The sequence below is a fragment of the Halomicrobium sp. HM KBTZ05 genome (assembly GCF_041530035.1).
Taxonomy (GTDB): Archaea; Halobacteriota; Halobacteria; order Halobacteriales; family Haloarculaceae; genus Halomicrobium.
In genome coordinates, this window is the sequence record NZ_CP168057.1 from 2,174,255 (window position 1) to 2,193,499 (window position 19,245).

The window sequence follows — 19,245 nt, forward strand, 5'->3', positions numbered from 1 at the left end:
GTCTTTCGTGCGTTCGCTCAGCAGTGTATAAACTATATGCCGCGATATAGAATGGTGCCGCGCGGTCCGAGCGATGCCGTCCCGCGCTATGCCTTCGAGCCGTCGACCGGTCCGGCGAACGTCCCGTAGAGGAACTTGAAGTACCACAGCACGAGCACCAACACCGGCAGCCCGAGAACGGTCGTGAGGTTGAGCGCGAGCGGAGAGACGACGGCGGCGTCGACTGTCAGCCCGCTGGCCGGATGCAGTCTCGGATAGAGCACCACTGCGACGAGGCCGACGAGTGCGAACGAGAGTCCGAACGTCGTCCCGAACCAGAGGCGGTGCCTGTCGAGTCGGGCGGCGGCGAGACCCGCCCCGGCGAACGAGACGGTGGCGAGGACAGCGCCGAGCGCCGGGGCCGAGAGCAACAGCGCCCGGACGTTCGACGGGTTCGTGAGAGCGACGACCGCCAGCAGGACGACGACGCCGACGAGGTAGACGACCGTCGCCGTGGTTCCGTAGCGAACCATCGCGTCGGCCAGCGAGCCGCTCGTCTTCGCGGCGACGAAGGCCGCGCCGCTGGTGACACAGAGCGCGACCAGGCCGACGCCCGTCAGCAGGCTCGGAGCGCTCAGCGTCGGCGTCCCGAACGCCCAGCTCCCGACGAGGACGCCGAGCAGCAGCGGCGTCACCGTGCTGCCGAACACGAACAGCCGGTCACAGCGCCGTCGCCAGTCGGGATCCTCACGCTGTTCGCGCAGTTCCGGCGCGACGCCGCGGACGAGCAGTCCCATCACGATCGCGATCGAGAGCAGGTAGTGTCCGCTCAGCAGCCGCGCGTAGATCGGCGGGAAGGCCGCGAGCAGCGTCGTCCCGAAGGCCACCAGCCACACTTCGTTGGCGTCCCAGATCGGACCGAACGCGGCGAGGAGCGTCTCTCGCTCGTGCTCGTCGCGAGTCGCGTACAGCATCCCGATGCCGAAGTCCAGGCCGTCGAGAGCGACGTACATCGCCAGCGAGAACACGACGACGCCGAACCAGATCGTCGGCAAGGAGTCGACGAGATACCGGTCGACGGGCAGCAACTCAGTCATCGCCGCTCACCCCCGGGAGGCGTGGCCGGCTGGTGTCGTCGACCGTACGGACGCCCATGCGTTCGAGTTCGCCCTCGATCAGCCACTTGAGGACGGCACCGAAGGCGGCGAGCAAGGCGAGATACAGCCCGACGAACGCCACCAGTGTCCCGGTGGCCTCGATGGCGGTGAGGCTCCGCGAGACCGCGTCGCTGGTCTTGAGGACGCCCTGAACGACCCACGGCTGACGGCCGATCTCGGTGACGTACCACCCGGTCAGCAGCGCCACGTAGCCCAGTGGGCTCGACAGCATCATCGCCCGTAAGTACCGCCCGGAGTCGGCAAGGCGGCCCTTGCGGAGTCGGTTACCGCCCCACAGCGCCAGCCCGACGAACAGGAACCCGAGTCCGACCATCAGCCGGAACGACCAGAACACGAGCGCGACGGGAGGGTTCTCGTCGTACTCGTGTAACCCGACGACTTCGGCCGAGAAGTCACCCCCGCTGGCGAGGAACGATCCGAGCCCGGGGAGACTGATCGTAAAGAGGTTGTCCGTCCGGGGGTCGGTCAGCGCGTCAAGACTCCGCGGAATCGCGATCAGGTGGAGGTCCGCCTGCCCGGTCTCGTAGTGAGCTTCCATCGCCGCGAACTTCTGGGGCTGGGTGTCGGCCACGTGTCGCCCGTACGCGTCCCCGTGAAGCGCCTGCAGCGGAGCAGTGATCAACAGGACGACGACGGCCATGCGGAGGGCCGTGTTCCAGGCCACGGAGTCGCGATTCCGCCAGACGAAGTACGCGGCGATCCCGGCGACGACCAGCGTCACGGCGATCACCGACGCGTTCATCATGTGAACGTACATCCAGGGCATCCGCGGCGTGAAAAACGCGGCAACGGGATCGGTGAGTCTGGCGATCTCGACGCCGTTTCGCTCGACGAGTTCGAACCCACGCGGTGTCTGCATCCAGGCGTTGACGACGAGAATCCAGAAGCCCGAGAGCCACGCGCCGACGCCGGTCAGTATCGACGAGAGGACGTACGTCCGGTCTGAGACCCGCTCACGGCCGAACAGGAGAATCCCGAGGAAGACGGCTTCGAGGAAGAACGCCATCTTCGCTTCGAACGCCAGCGGGCCGCCGATCAGTTCGCCACTGACCGCCGCGAAGCGCGGGAAGTTCGTCCCGAACTGGAAGCTCATCGGGATCCCCGTCACGGTGCCCATCACGAAGCCGACGGCGAACACGTTGATCCAGAACGATCGGAGCCGCGTGTACGCCGGGTCGTCGCTCCGAACGTCCTTCCAGGTGAAATAGACGATGTACGGGGCGAGCCCGATCGAGAGCGCCGCAAAGAGGATGTGGACGGTGATCGTCCACCCGAACTGGAGCCGGCTGGCGAACTCCGGAGACAGCAGGATATTGTTTTCTGCGAGCAATACTGTGCCGTCGATCAGGGCTCCTGTGGCGGACACTGTGATCTCCTCGCTCAGCGCTGTACTACTGCCGTCCTACACATAGCGGTTTCATCGGTTTTCACGAACTGGAAATCGTCTCCGCAGATAGTTGTGGTACAACTGTCGAAATTCCCGGAGCAGTTTCTCCGTCGATCGCGGGACGACGACGCCCCCGGCCGACACTGGAGGGGAGAGCACAGCAACTCGAACCGTGTAAACTAAGCACTGACTGGTGAAACGAATGTGCAATGAACGCACGGACCGACGGGCGGTCACGTCACTGGCTGGCGGCCGGAGCGATCGTCGCAGCCGTCGCGACGGCCGGGAGCCTCTGGTTCAGCCTCGGGCTCGGGCTGGTGCCGTGCGAGCTGTGCTGGTACCAGCGCATTCTCATGTATCCGCTGGTAGTCGTCCTCGGCGTCGCCGCGATCGAGGACCGACCGGGGGTGTGGCGGACCGCACTCCCGCTGTCGATGCTGGGGGGCGGCGTCGCCGCGTACCACTCGTACGTGCAGGCGACAGTGGACAGCTGCACGCTGAACGGCCCGTGTGCAGCGGTCCAGTGGCAGTCGCCGCTGCTCGGGCTGACGATTCCGAACCTCGCGCTGGTGGGGTTCGCGCTCGTGACCCTGACCGTCGTCGCCGCCACGCGGTGATCGGCGGCTATCGCTCGATGTCGGCCGACAGCCGCAGGTCACGCGAGGAGCGCCCGACCGCGACGGTGAAGCGGCCGTCGTCGATCGTCCAACCGTCCGCGGCGTCGTAGCGACCGAGCGCGCGGTCGTCGAGGGTCAACTCGACCGTCACCGTCTCGCCCGCCTCGATCGCGACGGCCTCGAACGCGGCCAGCTCGCGGGGCGGGCGTTCGAGGTCGTCGAGCGCGTCCGGCGCGTCGACGTAGGCCTGGACGACCTCGCGGCCGGCCCGCTCGCTCTCGTTCGAGACCGTAACGGAGACCGTCTCCCCGTCGACGGCGAGGTCCTCGTACGCGAAGGAGGCGTAGGAGTGGCCGTGGCCGAAGGGATACGTCGGTTCGGCGTCGGTCGCGTCGAAGTGACGGTAGCCCACGAGCAGTCCCTCGGAGTACTCGGCCACGTCGTCGACACCGGGGAACTGTTCGGCCGTGTCGGCCGGATAGGCGTCTTCCGGGGCGAACGTGACGGGGAGGCGACCGCCGGGGTCGGCGTCGCCGTAGAGGACGGCGGCGATCGACTCGCCGTGGGACTGGCCGGGGTACCACTGGGAGACGACGGCGGCGACGTCCTCGCGCCAGGGGAGTTCGACGGGACCGCTGGTGTTCAGAACGACGACCGTGTCGTCGTTGGCCGCGGCCACGCGCTCGACGAGTTCGTCCTGCTCGCCGGGGAGCGCGATAGTGTCACGGTCCGCTGCCTCCGTCGCCGCGTCACGGACGAACACGACGGCGGCGTCGGCCTCGCTCGCGGCGGCGACCGCCGCGTCGATCTCGGGATCGGGTTCCTCGTCGGCCTCGCTCGCAGCGTCGTCGCCCCCGAGCATGCCGTCGAACATCGACACCGACTCGACCGGGGCGAGACCGTGTGCGACGGCCACATCGCCGTCGGCCCGCGCCGTGATGCTCTCGACGGGGCTCGTCTCGTCGAAGGGAGTCGTCTCGGAGGAGCCCCCGCCGCCGAGGATCGCTTCGTCGACGTTCGGACCGACGACCGCGACGCTCGCGTCGTCGTCCAGCGGGAGCGCGCCCTCGTTTTTCAGCAAGACCGTGCCCCGCGTGGCGATGGTACGGGCCAGATCGCGGTGCTCGGGTTCGTCGGCGAGTTCGTCGTCGGTCCCGGAGTCCCGGCGGTCGTCGAGCAGTCCCGCCCACTCGATCGCGCTCAGGACGCGAGCGACCATGTCGTCGAGGCGCGCCTCGGGCACGTCTCCGGCGGCGACGGCGTCGAGGAGGTCGTCGGCGAAGTGCCCGCCCGCGCCGATGTCGGGCATCCCCTCGGCGATCTCCGGGTCCATCTCGTCGGCCACGGCCGACGGGTCCATCCCCATCGAAGCGAACTGCTCTTCGAGAGAGACGCCGGGCATCTCCACGTCGAGCCCACCGTTGGCGGCGCGCTGGGCCGACTCGGTGCCGAACCAGTCGGAGACGACGAACCCCTCGAAGCCCCACTCACCCTTGAGAACGTCACCGAGGAGATGGCGCTGTTCGCTCATGTACGTGCCGTTGACCCGGTTGTAGGCGGTCATCAGCGAGCGCGCACCGGCGTCGACGGCGTCGTGGAAGCCGGGGAGGTAGAGCTCTCGGAGCACGCGCTCGTCGACCGCGGCGCTGACGGACGCTCGGCGCGTCTCCTGGTTGTTGGCGACGTAGTGTTTCGGCGTCGCCACGACGCCGGCCGACTGGATCCCCGCGACGGCGGCACCCGCGAACGCGCCCGTCAGGATCGGGTCTTCGCTGTAGTACTCGAAAGTGCGCCCGCAGTGGGGGACCCGAATCAGGTTCAGTCCCGGCCCGAGCAACACGTCCTGGTCTCGCGCTTTGGCCTCCGCGCCCATCGCCTCGCCCTGGCGTCGTGCGAGCGCGGGATCGAACGTCGACGCCAGCGCGAGCGAGGCCGGGAACGCCGTCGCCGGCTCCTCCGTTCTGACGCCGAGGGGGCCGTCGGCCAGGCGCAGTTCCGGCACGTCGAGTCGCTCGACACCGGGCAGGTACCCCGTCGCGTTGCCCTCGGGATCGACGGCTCCCCGGACGAGCGCGAGTTTCTCTTCGGCGGTGAGATCGTCGACGAGTGTCGCGACCCGATCGGTCGGTTCGATGCCGTGGGTGACCGACTGCTCGCTGTCGCTCATATCTGACTGACCATTCAGTCAGCTTCGGCTTAAGCGTTCGGTTCCGGCCGGCCACGACAGGTGGTTGCCGGTTCCCGCACGTTTAGGCCCGAGAGTGCGAACGGGGAGCCATGACGGCGGACGCCAGCGACGACGCGAGCGTACTGGCCCCCTTCCGGCAGTTTTTCGCACTCGAACGAGACGTACTCGTCCTCTCGCTGGCGATGTTCGCCTTCAGCCTCGCCTTCCAGATGACGAGCCGATACGTCCCGGAGTACCTGAACGTACTGGGCGCGAGCGCCGGGGTGATCGGTCTCTACGGGAGCGTGGGCAACCTCGTCAGTGCGGTCTACCCCTATCCGGGCGGCGCCCTCTCGGACCGGATCGGCTCGCGGCTGGCACTGACGCTGTTTGGAACGGTCGCGACGGCCGGTTTCCTACTGTGGTACCTCGCCTCGTTCGTCCCGACGATCTCGGTGCCGGTCATCGAGTTCGCCCTGCCGGTCGCGGGCACGGTGGCGGTCGGTGGGGCCGTCGAGCCGTGGGTCTGGCTGTTCGTCGGGCTCTTTTTTACGCAGGCCTGGAAGTCGTTCGGACTGGGCGCGACCTTCGCCGTCGTCAAGCAAAGCGTCGCGCAGGACCGCCTCGCGATGGGGTTCGCCAGCACGGAGGTGTTCCGCCGGATCGGCTTCCTGCTGGGGCCGCTGCTCGCGGCCGGCCTGCTCGCCGTCGCGGCCGACTTCGTCACCGGCTTCCAGTGGATCCTGCTCGTCGCCGTCGCCTTCGGCGCGGTGGCGACGGTCACCCAGCACGTCCGCTACGACGCCAGCGACGATACGATCGGTGAGTCCTTCGAAGGCATCTCCGGCGTCGTCGCCGACCTCCGAGCGATGCCCGCGACGTTGCGGCCGCTGCTGGTCGCCGACACGCTCGTGCGCTTCGCCAACGGGATGGTGTACGTCTTCTTCGTCATCGTCGTCACCGACTTCCTCGCGGTCGGTTTCGACATCGCCGGCCGCTCGCTGCGGCCGGACGCCTTCTTCGGCCTCTTGCTGGGCGTCGAGATGGTGGTCGCGCTGCTGTCGATGGTCCCCGTCTCGAAGCTCGCCGAGCGGACCGGGCTGAAGCCGGTCGTCGCCGTCGGCTTCACCGTCTACGCCCTCTTCCCGCTCCTGTTGATCTTCGCGCCGGCCGACCAGTGGGTGCTGGTCCTGCTGTTTGCCTTCTCCGGGCTGCGGTTCGCTGGCCTGCCCGCACACAAGGCGCTGATCGTCGGCCCGGCAGAGCGGGACGCCGGCGGACGCGTCACCGGGACCTACTACCTCCTGCGCAACGCGCTCGTGATCCCGAGCGCCGCGCTGGGCGGGTGGCTCTACGGGAGCGACTGGACGCTGACGACCGGCGTCGGAACGATCGCCGCCGGCCCGAAGCTGGCGTTTGCCGTCGCCTCGGCGATCGGCGTCGTCGGCGTCGTCGTCTTTCTCGCGTTCGGCCGCGAGTTCGAGGCCTACGCGTAGGGTCGCTACCGGGGCGTGAGCCCGACGCCCTCGGCCAGTAGCTCGTGGGAACGCATCGCGTCCTCGTGGTCCGCGACGACGTGCTGGATCATCACCTCGTCGACGCCGACGCGGTCCGAGAGCTGTTCGAGCAGGCCGGCAAGCGTCTCCGGACTGCCAGAGATGGCGCGGGGCCACTCGTCGTCGTCGAGCGTGGCCGGCGTCGGTTCGGGAACGGCTCCGAGTTCGTCGATGGCCTCCTCGACGGTCGGCGTCGTGCCGACGACGCCTCGCTCCATCCGTTTGTACGACGCCTCGGCCACGGCGCGGAGCCGCGCCGCTTCGGCGTCGCTCTCGGCGGCGACCGCGTTGACTGCGACCATGCCGTCGGGTTCGTCGATACCACCGGCGAGCCGGCTGGGCTGGAAGGCCTCGCGGTACGCCTCGAAGGCGTGCGTGGCGAACTGCGGACGGATGAACGCCGCGAAGCAAAACGGCAGGCCGAGCTCGCCAGCGATCGTCGCACTCGACGGACTCGATCCGAGCACCCAGGGCGCGGGAGGGGCTGCGTCAGATCGCGGGATCTCGACGTCGCTGTAGGCGTGTTCCGGCGGATAGTCGTCGTAGAGGTGGTTGACGACCGCCTCGATCTTCTCGGCGTGGTCCTCGTCCGGGTTCTGGACGTGGCGGTCGGTCCCCAGCGCGCGGTCGACGGCCGGCGAGCCGTTTGCCCGCCCCAGCCCGGCGTCGATCCGGCCGGGCGCGAGCCCGTCCAGCGCGCCGAACTGCTCGGCGACCTTGAACGGACTGTAGTGGTTGAGCAACACCGCGCCCGATCCGAGGCGGATCTCCGCCGTCTCGGCGGCCAAGTGGCCGAGCAACACCTCCGGCGTCGTGCCGGCGAGCCGGTCGCCCATCCCGTGGTGTTCGGCCACCCAGAACCGGGAGTAACCGAGCCGTTCGGCCTGTTGTGCGGCCGCGACGGTGTTCGCGTAGGCGTCGGTCGCGGTGCCGCCGTTCGGGACCGGCGAGAGGTCGACAACTGAGAGGTCCATAGCCACAGCCCAGAGAGTCCGACGGAAAACGGTTTGGCTCGCGCCCGTCCCGGCCGGTAGTTCGCCCGCGGGCGGTCCGAACCCGACATTCGTATTATCCTCGCGATCCAACCGGCGACCGTGAGCGAGCGACGAGCGCGGGGGGCGCTGGCCGGCGTCGTGTTCCTGGTGTTGCTGGCGCAGGTGTTGCTCTACCCGGGCATCGACACACTCGTGGCTGCGCTGGGGGCGACGACCGACCTCCGGGCCAGCATGTGGTTTCTCGCCGCCGAGTTCGGTGCCTTCGTGCTCTGTGCCGGCGTCTGGGGGCTCGCGAGCGACGCGACCGGCAGGCGGGTGCCCTACATCGTCGCCGGTGCCCTCGGTGGCGCGGCGGGCTACGCCGCGTTGCTGGTCGCCCCCCGGCTCGGTCCCGCCTTCCCGACTGTCCTCGGGCTGCGGATCGCCCAGGGCGCGATGACGATCGGTGCGTTCTCGCTGGCGATGACGATGCTGATGGACCTGGGCGGGGGCCACGGCCGCAACATGGGAGCGGCGGGGATCGCCATCGGCTCGGGAACGGCACTGGGTGCGCCACTGGGCGGGCAGCTGTACGAGATCGGCCCGCTGGTCCCGGTCGCGGGCGCGAGCATCCTCCTGACCTGTAGCGCGGTCCTGGCCGTGACGGTGACCGACCGAGCGCCGACGGACCGACGCGGCCTCGGTGCAGCCGTCGAGAGCGTCACCGCACGGCCGCGGCTGGTCGTCCCCTACGCCTACGGCTTCATCGACCGCTTTACCGCTGGCTTCTTCGCGCTGGTCGGGACGCTGTACTTCCGGACGGCCTTCGACCTCTCGCCGGGCGCGACCGGGATCGTGCTCGCGCTCTTTTTCGCGCCCTTCGCGCTCCTGCAGTACCCCTTCGGCGTCCTCTCGGACCGGATCGGGCGAACGGGTCCGATCGTCGCGGGCTCGGCGTGCTACGGCGTCGCGGTCGTCGGCGTGGGGCTCGCGCCCCGGATCGAACTGGTCGGGCTCGGCATGGTCGTGGTGGGGATCATCGGCGCGCTGATGGCTCCGGCGACGATGGCACTCGTGACGGATCTGGCGGCCCCCGAAGAACGCGGGGCGGCCATGGCGGGGTTCAACATCTTCGGGAGCGTCGGCTTCCTCGCAGGGGTGTTGATCGGCGGCACCGTCGCGGAGCGGGCCGGCTACGTCACCGCCTTCCTCGTCACCGGCGGGATCGAGATCGCCATCGCGGCCCTGACCCTGCCCGTGTTCCTCCACTGGCGTCGCCGCGGCGCGGCCCCGAGCGCGTAGCCGGAGCGCTCTCGTCGCCACGGAGGGGCGACGCGCTCGATCACACGGACGGTGGTTCGGCCATCGTATCAACCAATTCAGCTGTTGCGAGACTATATCAGTACGGGGCTCCAACAGAGAGGTATGCCAGAAGAAGTGCTCTTCGAGTCCGAAGCGATGCAAAGCAAGAGCGACGTTGCCACGTACCTCCGGCGGGTCGCCGACAGCCTCGACGAGGGCGGGCCGATCACGCTGCGTTCTGGCGGCCAGTCGGTGACGATGGAGCCCCCGGAGACCGTCGAGTTCGAGGTGAAAGCCGAACGGGAGGGACCCGCCGACGCCGACGGCGAACTCAGCGTCGAGTTTGAACTGGAGTGGCCGGAGAACGCCGACGCCGACGCGTCGGCCAGCGGGACGCTCGAAATCGAGTGAGATAACCGAGGATGTCGTCGATAGCTCTTCGAGACGGCTTACCGATGCATCGAGGGCTTCCTCATACTGCCGGCTGTCACTGTTTCAAGATATTCGCGACCCCGTGGTCGCGAAATTCTTCACAGACTTACAGCCGGCAGTATCAGGCAATATCTCATTCGGATTTATAGTAGTCATTGAAAGTCCATGTACACCCGATCGCACGACAGCAGTGCGATCGGTGTGTAAATCGTTTCAATTGTTACTATAGCACTCTCGAGTAGCCTGATGGACCACTATCGAAACGAGTGAAGTAAGTGCAGACATGTCGATCAGCGACCGCCGACGCCCAGAGGACTTTCGGCGGCTTGTCTGTCGCTCTAAATTCTCATCTCAGCGCTGGCTTTAGACATAGCCGTATTTTTAATAGTTTTGCGCATGGCATTTAAAACATCGATAATGACAACAAGAAGGAAGTATATCGCTACAGTAGGGACAGCGGCCGTTGCCGGCTGTCTTGGAGGGACAAGTTCGAAGTCCCGTATTCAGTTTACCACAGAAGAACCACTATTTGAAGATGAGAGTCGGTGGGACGATGCCCCGTTTACGGCGGCTGTCTTCGAGACGCCAGACGATGCGAACGAAGCGATAAACGACGATGTCTCTTACATCGACGATATCGAACACCATCTTCAATTCGACCCTGGCGAGACGTTTTTGACAGTCTTTGCATCCACCCTCCGACTCACCGAGGAGGGGCGAAACAAGGGCTGGTGCCCTCGTCACTCGATCGACGGGGACCAAGTCACGTTCGAGATTCCTCTCGATGAGTGGCCGGAACCACTTGAGGAATCGGCAAACTGGGTTATGGTAAACGTCTGGAGCAAATCATTGTTCGGGAACATCCCGAGTCGAGCATCAGTCACCGTCGAATTTCCGCCGGACGACGTGCAGACGTGTACTGATTGATTGGCGTAACGTGCGTCGGGATGGGCCTGCTGTCTCCGCTGTCCGGGCGTATCGGCGGCACGACGGACATTGGGAAAAAGCGGCGGTGGCGATTCGATCACCCACCAGAGCGGTAACCCCTTTAGGCGTCGGGTCGGACCGGCAGGTATGAAACTGCTGGGTCGGCTCCTCGGGGACGACGGCGAGACGGGTGAGCCACGGGTGGGACTGTTCGTCGACGGACCGAACGTGCTCCGCAGCGAGTTCGACGTGGATCTCGACGACGTGCGCGAGGAGGCCGATCAGTGGGGGCGACTGGCGATCACGCGACTCTACGTGGACGAACACGCCACGCCGGGTCTGATCCAGGCCGCGGAGGCGCGTGGCTTCGAGGTCGTCGTCACCAGTGGCGACGTGGACGTGAAGCTGGCCGTCGACGCGACCGCCGCGGGAGCCGACGGGGCCATCGACCTGCTGGCGATCGTCTCGCGGGACACCGACTTCAAGCCCGTCCTGGAGAGTGTCGGCGAGCGGGGCATCCGGACGCTGGCGATTGCGCCCGGCGAACACGGCCGCTCTGACGCTCTCAGGAACGCCGCCCAGAACGCGACGACGCTGGAGGAGTAGAACCCCTTTTGGGCCGTCCACCCCACGACCGCGTATGGACGAACTCGACACGCCGGTGCTGGACAACCACCTGCACCTCGATCCGGTCAACGGCCGCGGCGTCGAAGCCGTCGAGGAGTTCGCCGACCACGGCGGGACTCACCTGAACGTGCTGAACAAGCCGTCGTGGAACCTCGTCGAGGCGGCGACCGACGAGTCGATCTTCCGGGAGTGTTTCGACCTGACCGTCGACGTGACCGAGGCCGCCGACGAGGTCCTGCCCGGGCGGGCGTGGCCCGTGCTGGGGGTCCACCCGGCGCTGATCAGCCAGCTCGTCGACGACGGTTACACGCCCGCGGAGGCACGGGACATCATGCAGGCCGGGCTGGACGTGGCCGCCGAGTACGTCGCCGACGGCCCGGCGCTGGCGATCAAGTCCGGGCGGCCCCACTACGAGGTCGACGACGCCGTCTGGGAGGCGTCGAACGCGGTGATGCGCCACGCCTTCGATCTGGCCGGCGAGGTGGGCTGTGTCGTCCAGCTCCACACGGAGGGGGGCGAGGACTTCACCGAGATCGCCGAGTGGGCCGAGAGCGAGGGGCTGCCCCGCGAGCAGGTCGTCAAACACTACTCGAACGGCCGCGTCCGCGGCCCGGTCAAGAGCGTCATCGCGAACACCGAGGACATCGAAGACGCCGTCGAGACGGGCGAGCCGTTCCTGATGGAGACCGACTACATCGACGATCCCGACCGTCCCGGCGCGGTGCTGGGACCGAAGACCGTCCCGCGGCGGGTCCGGTGGCTCCTCGAAGAGGGCCACGACGAGGCCGTCCGCCGGGCACACGTCGAGACGCCCGCCCGCGTGTACGGGATCGACACCGAGGCGACGCTGGACGCCTCTAGTAACAATTGAAACGATTTACACACCGATCGCACGACGGAACTGCGATCGGGTGTGCATTGATTTGCAACGGCTACGATAGCGTGGCACTGTCGAACGCGGGAAGACCGAGAGCGGCGTCGCCTACGGGTCCAGTCCGGCGACGATCGACCGGGCGAACACCAGCACCGGGATGATCTCCAGGCGGCCGATCCACATGTTCAGGAAGAACATCGCCTCGGCGAGGGGCGACATCGTCGGGCCGGTGATCCCCGAGGAGAGCCCGACGTTGCCCTGTGCGCTGGCGACTTCGAACAGCGCGTCGGCGTAGCCAAAGTCCGGCCCAGCGAGGTTGACCAGCACGATGCTACTGACACCGAGCAAGAAGAGCCACAGCAGCGAGACGATTGCGGCTTCGCTGAACTCCCGCTCCATCGCGTCCCGATCGAGGGTCCGTCCGTCGATTTTGGCGACGATGACGGCGTTTTTCGGCAGGAAGACCCGAGAGAACTGCCAGACGATCCCCCGGACGACGGTGTAGCCACGGACGATCTTGATCCCGCCGACCGTCGACCCGGCAGCTCCGCCCAGCGTCATCGCGCCGACGACCAGCACTTTCGCGCCTGCCACCCAGCGGCCGATCGGTGCGGACTGGAACCCGGTACAGCTGAGCGCGCTGATCCACTGGAAGGTGGCGTCTCTGACGGCGTCGACCTGCTGGGGGTCGAGCGCCGGAATCGCGCCGCCCAGCAGCGACTGGGTCGCGAAGGCGTCGCTCGCGACGGGGACCGAAACGACGTTCTGGACCGAGAGGACGACGACGCCGGCACCGAGCAGGAGGAACAGCCACCGGGTCTGGAGGTCCGAAACCAGTTCCCCGAACTCGAAGTCGTGCAAGACGACGTAGTGGACCGGGAACGCGACCGCACCGGCGATCATGATGGGGTAGAGCGCGACCTCGACCAGCGGCGAGTCGTAGGTCGCGATGGAGTTGTCCGTCACGCTGAACCCGCCGGTCGTCAGGCCCGTCATCGCGTGGTTGAGCGCCTGCCAGCCGGCTTCCCACAGCGGGAGCGAGCTGCCGAAGTCGCTGAGCCGGATGGCGACGAACAGCAACAGCGTCGCGGCGACGGTGTAGCCGAGGACGAGCTTCCACACCGTCCGGACCGTCGAGACGATGCTGGGGTGGATCTTCTCTTCGCGGGCCTCGCTGCGGTACAGCGCGTAGCTCCCACTGCCGGGCCGGGCGAGGATCGAGACGGTGAGCACGATCACGCCGACGCCGCCGACCCACTGGATCACCGAGCGCCACCACTGGATCGCCCGCGGCAGCGACGGCTCGTGGATCGCCATCGTCAGACCGCTGCCAGTCCAGCCGCTCATGCTCTCGAAGAGCGCGTGCAGCGGATCGCGGAAGTACGCGAGACTGGAGACCGTCGTCGACGAGCCGACGGCGATGGGTTCCCAGCCGCTCGTGTCGGTGCCGGCCGGCACGAACGTCGCCATCACATCTGGGGGCGTCAGCCAGGCGGTCAAGAGAAAGGGGAGCGCGCCGAAGACGGCGACCATCAGCCAGCCACTGGCCGCGATCACCATTCCGTGTTTCATCTTCGGATCGGGCGCGTCCGCGAAGGTGCGGTTCGACAGGCCCCCAACTCCGGCCGTGATCCCGCCAGCCAGCAGGAAGCCGAGGGCGGCGTACCACTCACCGAACGCCAGGGCGACGACGAGACTCACCGTCATCACGAGCGACTCGATCAACAGGAGGGAGCCCACGTCTCGCGCGATCGTCGCGAGATCGTCCGGAACGGCGGTCAGGACCCGGTCGGACATGCTAGTTGTGGTCTTCCGGGTGGCCAAAGATGTCCGTCACGTCCGGCGTCGCGCCCTTGCCGGAGTACACTGTCAGGAGGTCGCCGGGCTCGATGCGGGTGCTCCCGCGGGGTGCGATCGGATCGCCGTTGCCCTCCCTGTCGACCGCGACGATGAGGACGGAGTCGGGCAACAGCCCCTCCTCGCCGGCCTCCATGAGCGAGTGGCCCGCCAGTGGCGATTCCTCGGTGACGCTGATCTCGAACACCTCGGCGGTGTCGCCGATCCGCATGAAGTCGACGACGGAGGGGCGCTTGACCGCGCGGTAGAGGTACTCGGCGATGAGTCGCTGAGGGTTCTCGATCGTGTTGACGCCGATCTGGCGAAAGAGGTTCATGTGCTCGTGGTTGTGGACGATCGAGACGACCGTCGGAACGTCGAGTTCCTGGCCCAGCAGACAGACCATCACGTTCGTCGCGTCCTGATCCGTCGTGCTGATGAGTGCGTCGGCCCGCTGGGCACCCGCGTCTTTGAGCGTCTCCTTGGTCGTCGCGTCGTCGTTGATGACCAGGCAGTCGAACTGCGTGGCCGCCGCCTCGGCCCGCTGCTCGTCGCGCTCGATGACGACGACTTCGTTGCCGCCCTTCGTTGCCATCTCGATCAGCGGCGTGCCGGTGTCGCCGGCACCGACGATGACGATATACATACCGTTAGCAATTGAACGGGTCCCCATTACTGCGTCGACTTACGAGCACCGTGTTCGAGGAGTCGGAGCGGACGGTGTCGGTCACGGAGCCAAACAGGAACCGCTTGAGCCGTCCCCGACTGGGCTCGCCGACGATCGTGAGATCGTAGTGGGCCGACTGCTCGATGATCGCGTCGGCCACGTCGGGCCGGTCGAGGTGCCACGTGTCGACCGCGACGCCGTCGGGCAGTCGCTCCCGCGCCTGCTCGAAGAGTTCGTCGACCGACGCGTCGGTCCCGTCGTCTTCGGTGACGTGGAACAGCTCGACGACCGCGTCGGTACTGCGTGCGATCGCTCCGGCGATGGCGACGGCGAGGCCGCTATGTGGTCCGCCAGCGAAGGGAACGAGGATCGACGACACGCGGTCGTCCCGCGTGCGCTCGACAGTAACGGCGTCGGTCTCGACGCGGTCGCTGATCCGGTTCGGAACGTCGTTGGCGAGGGGATGGACGAGCGATTCGGGCGTGTGCTCGTCGAAGACGATCAGTCGAGTCTCGTACTCTCGGGCGACCGTGATCACCGCGTCGACTGGATCGTCGGTCCGCTCGTAGTGGGTTTCGACCGGCACGTCGTGACTGTCGTCCAGGTGCGTCGCGAGCAGATCCCGCGCGACGCGCTGGGACTCGTCGACGATCTCGTCGGAGTGAGCGTAGAGGTCGAGAACGAGGAGTTTCGCCCCGGCACCCTCCGCGATGTCGCGGGCGATTTCGAAGGTGTGGCTGCTGTGACCCTCGAAGATCGGATAGAGGACGACGTCGTGGCTCTCGCCGACGGGCTCGTCGACCGCCGGTCGCTCGTCTGGCTCGTCAGCTGACCGCTCCATACGTACGGTCATCCGAGGTGAGACAATAAATCTACCCACACGAACGGCAGCGACGAAACAGAGAGAAAATCGTCGAGAACCTATTTCGTCGTCCGAGAAGGCGTCGCTTCGTCAGAGCCGTTCGGTGACCGTGTCGATGACGGTCGAGTCGACGAAGACGACCACGTGGTCACCCACCTGGATCGTCGTGTCTCCCCGCGGGGTCACGAGTTCGCCCGCTCGCGAGATCGCACCGATGACGATGCCGGCGGGCAGCTCTTCGACCGCGTCGGCGATCCGACGACCCGCGAGCACGCTGTCGGATTCGATCTCGATCTCGACGACTTCCGCCAGGTCGTGTTCGAGCATGGCGATCTTCTCGGTTCGGTTGTCCCGCGTGAAGCGGACGATCTCCTCGGCCGTCTCCTCGCGGGGGTTGACCGCGATGTCGACGCCGACGGTCTCGAACAGGTCGGCGTACTCGATTTCGTTGACGACGGCAATGGTTCGGTCGACGCCGATGCGCTCTGCCAGCAGCGAGACGAGCAGGTTCTTCTCGTCGCTCTCCAGAGCGGCGACGACGACGTCCGCCTCGTCGACGCGTTCCTGGACGAGGAACTCCGAGTCGGTCGGGTCGCTCTGCAACACGGTCGTGTTCGGGAGTTGCTCGGCCAGTTCGCGGGCCCGGTCCTCGTCGTGTTCGATGAGCTGTGGCCGGTAGCCGTGCTCTTCGAACAGCCGTGCGACCTGGAACCCCAGCTGTCCGCCGCCGACGATGACGACCGAGTCGGCTCCGCTCTCGTCGCCCGCACAGACCGTGTCGGTCGCGAAGTCGCCGATCGAGTCCGGGCTCCCGATGACGACCATCCGATCGCCGGTCTGGATGACGGTGTCGCCGGTCGGGATGATGACGGCGTCGTCGCGAAAGAGCGCGGCGAAGGTCAGCGACGCGTAGCGGTCGGCCTCTCTGACTGACTGACCGGTGACGGGACTGTCCTCGTCGATCTCGAACTCCGCCATCCGGACGATCCCACCCGCGAACGTGTCCACGTCCTGTGCCCCTGGGACCCCGGAGATCCGGAAGATCGCCTCCGCAGTCAGGAGGTCCGAACAGACCATGAAGTCGACGTTGAACGCCTGGTTCGTGTTGCGCCACGTCGAGAGGAGGTCCCGGCGCTTGACTCGCGCGATCGTGAACACGTCGGAGATGGTCTTTGCGGCACCGCAGGCGACGATGTTGGTCTCGTCGATGTCGGTGCTCGCGATCAGCATGTCCGCCTCGCCGACGCCGGCCTCGCGAAGGACCGAGAGGTCGGTGCCGTCGCCCTGGATCGTCAGCACGTCCAGCGAGTAGGTCAGTTCCTCGACGATCTCCGGATCGCGTTCGACGACCACGACGTCGTGTCCGTCGGCGAGATTCGCGGCGATCGAGCGGCCGACCTCGCCAGCCCCGACGATGATCACGCGCATTCGATCCACTCCCGTATCATTTCCACTACGTTCCGGAGGTGTCGGCAAGTACGTTACGGACCAGCTACGAGCGGTCCAGTCGGCCGACGAACAGCGCGAGCACGGGGACGATTTCGAGGCGGCCGACCCACATCAGGAACACCATCAGGAGCTTCGACGGGTCCGAGAACTTCAGGTAGTTCCCGAACGGTCCCAGCGAGCCGAACCCCGGACCGATGTTACCGAGCGTCGCCAGCGACGCACTGACCGATTCGAGAATCGTCAGTTCGTAGCCGATCCGTGCCGAGTCGAGCCCGAGGAAGACGGCACTGACGCCGAACAGCGCCAGATAGAGGAGCGTAAACGCCATGATGCCACGGATCGCGTCCTCGTCGATGACGCGCCCGGCCAGACGGACCGGGCGCACGGTGTTGGGGTTGGCCGTCGTGAACAGCTCGCGGTAGACGGCCTTGAACACGACGAGCCACCGGACGACTTTCACGCCACCGCCAGTCGAACCCGCGGAGCCGCCGATGAACATCGCGAACAGCAACACGATCTGAGAGTGGGTCTCCCACTGGGCGAAGTCACTCGTCGCGTAGCCCGTCGAGTTCAGCAACGAGCCGATCTGGAAGGCCGCCTGCCGGAGCGCGTTCTCGGTGACCCCGTCGGTCACGCCGCCCAGGTCGCCCAGAGCCGGCGCACCGCCGCGGAACAGGAGCACCGACAGGAGCGCGATCAGGACGGCCGTCGCACCGGCGTAGGCTCGGAACTCCGCGTCTTCGATCATCGTCCGTGCCTCGCCGCTGATGACGTGCCAGAACAGCGCGAAGTTGACGCCGGCGATCATCATGAACGGGATGACGACCCACTGGACGATCGGCTTGAACGCGGCGATGCTCTGGGCTTCGGGCGAGAACCCACCGGTCGGGAGCGTCGTGAACCCGTGTGCGATCGCGTTGTACAGCGTCATGTTCTCGGCCAGGCCGGCCAGCTGGAGGCCGTAGAGAATCGCGACGTACAGCACTGTGAAGCCGAAGTAGATCAGCCACAGCGCGCGGGCCGTCTCGACGATCTTGGGGGTGAGCTTCTGGAGTTCCGGACCGGGGGCCTCAGACTGCATCAGCTGTGCGCCGTTGACCGCCAGCTCCGGCAGAATCGCGATCATCAGGACGATGATCCCCATGCCGCCCAGCCACTGGGTGAGCTGTCGCCACATCATCACCGCGTGGGAGTGGCGATCCGTGCTGATCTCGCCCAGCACCGTCGCCCCCGTCGTCGTGAAGCCGCTCATCGACTCGAAGAGGGCGTTGACCGGATTGGCCAGCGTCGACGCGGGCGCGCTCGGGGCCATCACGAACGGGATGCCGTTCCCGGCGATCAGATAGGGGATCGTCCCGACGACGGCCGCGGCCAACCACGCGAACGAGACCAACACGAGCGCTTCGCGGGGGCCGACGTCGGGCTCTGGATCGAGCTGTTCGAGTGCCAGCCCCAGCACGGCCGCGGCCGCGATCGACACGACGAAGACGGCGATGTCCTCGCCGTAGATGATCGCGACGACGAGGGGCACCACCATCGTCAGCGAGAGGTACTTCACGACGGTGCCGACGAGGCTCGTGCTGGCCCGCCAGTCGACGCCCCAGCTCACGGCCGACCACGCCCGTACATCACTATAGGGTATCCGACTGTCGGACACTATCAAATCACCGGAACGCTCGTGGTGGTTTCGTGACGAGAAAGGCGATGCGAATCGACGGCGACCGAGGACGCCCCGAGGGAGTGTCCCGACTGCAGTCAGCTTCTTTGCGTCAGGGTCCCTACGACTACAGACGTGGCACGAACGGATCACCGGTCGCTCGTCCTCGTCGTCGAAGACGAGGAGAGCGTGGCCGAGACGTACGCGCTCGCCCTCGACGAGGCGTTCGAGACACGCGTCGCGATCGGCGGAGCCGCCGCGCTCGATGCCATCGACGAGGACATCGACGCCGTGTTGCTCGACCGGCGAATGCCGGAGATGCACGGCGACGAAGTGCTCGCCGAGTTACGCGAGCGAGGGTACGACTGTCCCGTGATCATGGCGACCGCCGTCGGTCCGGACCTCAACATTCTGGAGATGGACTTCGACGACTACCTGACGAAACCGATCGACAACGAGACGCTGCGCGAGACGATCGCCCAGCACGTCGATCGAGAGCCCGACGAGCGACTCGACGAGTTCTTCGAACTCCGGTCGAAACTCGACGTGCTCGAATCCGAGCACCCCGAGTACGAACTGGCCGACAGCGAGGAGTACCAGGAGCTAAAGCGGCGGGCGAGCGAACTCCGCGGCCAGCTCGAAGCCGAGATCGACGACTTCGAGAGCGTCGTCGAGATCCACGAACAGATCGAGCGGGGAAACTAGGGCCGCCGTCGGGACCGGTACAGGGAAAGTTCCCTTGGGGTAAAACAAC

At 66.8% G+C, this 19,245-nt stretch carries 17 protein-coding genes; 8 read left to right on the forward strand and 9 right to left on the reverse strand.

Translation table 11 applies throughout. From position 1 onward, the window contains the following. Positions 1-86 precede the first annotated feature (86 nt). Positions 87-1,076: a cytochrome d ubiquinol oxidase subunit II gene (locus ACAH01_RS11320; protein WP_372479242.1), complete on the reverse strand. Its 990-nt coding sequence runs from the start codon at positions 1,074-1,076 to the stop codon at positions 87-89. Continuing rightward, positions 1,069-2,523: a cytochrome ubiquinol oxidase subunit I gene (locus tag ACAH01_RS11325; protein ID WP_372479243.1), complete on the reverse strand. Its 1,455-nt coding sequence runs from the start codon at positions 2,521-2,523 to the stop codon at positions 1,069-1,071. Before ACAH01_RS11325 ends, ACAH01_RS11320 begins: the two co-directional genes overlap by 8 nt. Before the next feature lie 230 nt (positions 2,524-2,753). Between ACAH01_RS11325 and ACAH01_RS11330 the strand changes: the two genes are divergently transcribed. Continuing rightward, positions 2,754-3,161 carry a disulfide bond formation protein B gene (locus ACAH01_RS11330; RefSeq protein ID WP_372479244.1) on the forward strand — a complete coding sequence of 136 codons (408 nt, stop codon included), beginning with the start codon at positions 2,754-2,756 and terminating at the stop codon, positions 3,159-3,161. A 7-nt stretch (positions 3,162-3,168) separates the two neighbouring features. On the opposite strand, the gene ACAH01_RS11335 is transcribed toward ACAH01_RS11330, so the two are convergent. Beyond that, positions 3,169-5,328, reverse strand: a complete 2,160-nt coding sequence (locus ACAH01_RS11335) for a glycoside hydrolase family 3 C-terminal domain-containing protein (protein WP_372479245.1) — start codon at positions 5,326-5,328, stop codon at positions 3,169-3,171. A 110-nt stretch (positions 5,329-5,438) separates the two neighbouring features. On the opposite strand from ACAH01_RS11335, the gene ACAH01_RS11340 reads away from it, so the two are divergent. Beyond that, positions 5,439-6,824, forward strand: coding sequence for an MFS transporter (locus tag ACAH01_RS11340; RefSeq protein WP_372479246.1), 1,386 nt, complete (start codon positions 5,439-5,441; stop codon positions 6,822-6,824). Between the two features lie 5 nt (positions 6,825-6,829). Here ACAH01_RS11340 and ACAH01_RS11345 read toward each other — a convergent pair whose 3' ends face one another. Further along, complete coding sequence (locus tag ACAH01_RS11345) at positions 6,830-7,858, reverse strand: LLM class flavin-dependent oxidoreductase (protein WP_170093915.1); 1,029 nt, start codon at positions 7,856-7,858, stop codon at positions 6,830-6,832. Positions 7,859-7,978: 120 nt separating this feature from the next. Here ACAH01_RS11345 and ACAH01_RS11350 point away from each other — a divergent pair, with 120 nt between their 5' ends. The 5 genes from ACAH01_RS11350 (at position 7,979) to ACAH01_RS11370 (ending at position 12,017) form a co-directional block, all read left to right on the forward strand. Beyond that, positions 7,979-9,160: an MFS transporter gene (locus ACAH01_RS11350; RefSeq protein WP_372479247.1), complete on the forward strand. Its 1,182-nt coding sequence runs from the start codon at positions 7,979-7,981 to the stop codon at positions 9,158-9,160. 123 nt (positions 9,161-9,283) lie between these two features. Further along, positions 9,284-9,571 (forward strand): amphi-Trp domain-containing protein, encoded by a 288-nt coding sequence (locus ACAH01_RS11355; RefSeq protein WP_372479248.1) that lies wholly within the window; start codon positions 9,284-9,286, stop codon positions 9,569-9,571. A gap of 438 nt (positions 9,572-10,009) precedes the next feature. Continuing rightward, entirely contained in the window at positions 10,010-10,519 is a 510-nt protein-coding gene (locus ACAH01_RS11360) for a hypothetical protein (RefSeq protein ID WP_372479249.1), read from the forward strand. A gap of 147 nt (positions 10,520-10,666) precedes the next feature. Further along, positions 10,667-11,125, forward strand: coding sequence for an NYN domain-containing protein (locus ACAH01_RS11365; protein WP_372479250.1), 459 nt, complete (start codon positions 10,667-10,669; stop codon positions 11,123-11,125). 34 nt (positions 11,126-11,159) lie between these two features. Beyond that, positions 11,160-12,017 carry a TatD family hydrolase gene (locus ACAH01_RS11370; RefSeq protein WP_372479251.1) on the forward strand — a complete coding sequence of 286 codons (858 nt, stop codon included), beginning with the start codon at positions 11,160-11,162 and terminating at the stop codon, positions 12,015-12,017. A gap of 111 nt (positions 12,018-12,128) precedes the next feature. Here ACAH01_RS11370 and ACAH01_RS11375 read toward each other — a convergent pair whose 3' ends face one another. The 5 genes from ACAH01_RS11375 to ACAH01_RS11395 all read right to left on the reverse strand — a co-directional run bounded on the left by ACAH01_RS11375 (position 12,129) and on the right by ACAH01_RS11395 (position 18,443). Further along, a complete protein-coding gene (locus ACAH01_RS11375) occupies positions 12,129-13,817 on the reverse strand; it encodes a potassium transporter TrkG (protein WP_170093910.1) in 1,689 nt (562 codons plus the stop codon). 1 nt (position 13,818) lies between these two features. Further along, positions 13,819-14,502 carry a TrkA family potassium uptake protein gene (locus tag ACAH01_RS11380; protein ID WP_170093909.1) on the reverse strand — a complete coding sequence of 228 codons (684 nt, stop codon included), beginning with the start codon at positions 14,500-14,502 and terminating at the stop codon, positions 13,819-13,821. Between the two features lie 4 nt (positions 14,503-14,506). Continuing rightward, positions 14,507-15,364 carry a universal stress protein gene (locus ACAH01_RS11385; RefSeq protein WP_170093908.1) on the reverse strand — a complete coding sequence of 286 codons (858 nt, stop codon included), beginning with the start codon at positions 15,362-15,364 and terminating at the stop codon, positions 14,507-14,509. Positions 15,365-15,475: 111 nt separating this feature from the next. Continuing rightward, the gene (trkA, locus tag ACAH01_RS11390) at positions 15,476-16,813 is read right to left on the reverse strand and encodes a Trk system potassium transporter TrkA (RefSeq protein WP_170093907.1); all 1,338 of its coding nucleotides are present in this window, start codon (positions 16,811-16,813) and stop codon (positions 15,476-15,478) included. A gap of 64 nt (positions 16,814-16,877) precedes the next feature. Continuing rightward, entirely contained in the window at positions 16,878-18,443 is a 1,566-nt protein-coding gene (locus tag ACAH01_RS11395; protein WP_372479252.1) for a TrkH family potassium uptake protein, read from the reverse strand. 183 nt (positions 18,444-18,626) lie between these two features. Here ACAH01_RS11395 and ACAH01_RS11400 point away from each other — a divergent pair, with 183 nt between their 5' ends. Further along, positions 18,627-19,196, forward strand: a complete 570-nt coding sequence (locus ACAH01_RS11400; RefSeq protein ID WP_372479253.1) for a response regulator — start codon at positions 18,627-18,629, stop codon at positions 19,194-19,196. The last annotated feature ends 49 nt before the right edge of the window (positions 19,197-19,245 follow it).

Bases quoted from the DNA above. Each gene is read 5' to 3' on its own strand.
- ACAH01_RS11330 (WP_372479244.1), top strand. From the start codon at position 2,754: ATGAACGCACGGACCGACGGGCGGTCACGTCACTGGCTGGCGGCCGGA.
- ACAH01_RS11380 (WP_170093909.1), bottom strand. From the start codon at position 14,502: ATGTATATCGTCATCGTCGGTGCCGGCGACACCGGCACGCCGCTGATC.
- ACAH01_RS11335 (WP_372479245.1), bottom strand. From the start codon at position 5,328: ATGAGCGACAGCGAGCAGTCGGTCACCCACGGCATCGAACCGACCGAT.
- ACAH01_RS11370 (WP_372479251.1), top strand. From the start codon at position 11,160: ATGGACGAACTCGACACGCCGGTGCTGGACAACCACCTGCACCTCGAT.
- ACAH01_RS11360 (WP_372479249.1), top strand. From the start codon at position 10,010: ATGACAACAAGAAGGAAGTATATCGCTACAGTAGGGACAGCGGCCGTT.
- ACAH01_RS11340 (WP_372479246.1), top strand. From the start codon at position 5,439: ATGACGGCGGACGCCAGCGACGACGCGAGCGTACTGGCCCCCTTCCGG.
- ACAH01_RS11345 (WP_170093915.1), bottom strand. From the start codon at position 7,858: ATGGACCTCTCAGTTGTCGACCTCTCGCCGGTCCCGAACGGCGGCACC.
- ACAH01_RS11385 (WP_170093908.1), bottom strand. From the start codon at position 15,364: ATGGAGCGGTCAGCTGACGAGCCAGACGAGCGACCGGCGGTCGACGAG.
- ACAH01_RS11320 (WP_372479242.1), bottom strand. From the start codon at position 1,076: ATGACTGAGTTGCTGCCCGTCGACCGGTATCTCGTCGACTCCTTGCCG.
- trkA (WP_170093907.1), bottom strand. From the start codon at position 16,813: ATGCGCGTGATCATCGTCGGGGCTGGCGAGGTCGGCCGCTCGATCGCC.
- ACAH01_RS11365 (WP_372479250.1), top strand. From the start codon at position 10,667: ATGAAACTGCTGGGTCGGCTCCTCGGGGACGACGGCGAGACGGGTGAG.
- ACAH01_RS11355 (WP_372479248.1), top strand. From the start codon at position 9,284: ATGCCAGAAGAAGTGCTCTTCGAGTCCGAAGCGATGCAAAGCAAGAGC.
- ACAH01_RS11375 (WP_170093910.1), bottom strand. From the start codon at position 13,817: ATGTCCGACCGGGTCCTGACCGCCGTTCCGGACGATCTCGCGACGATC.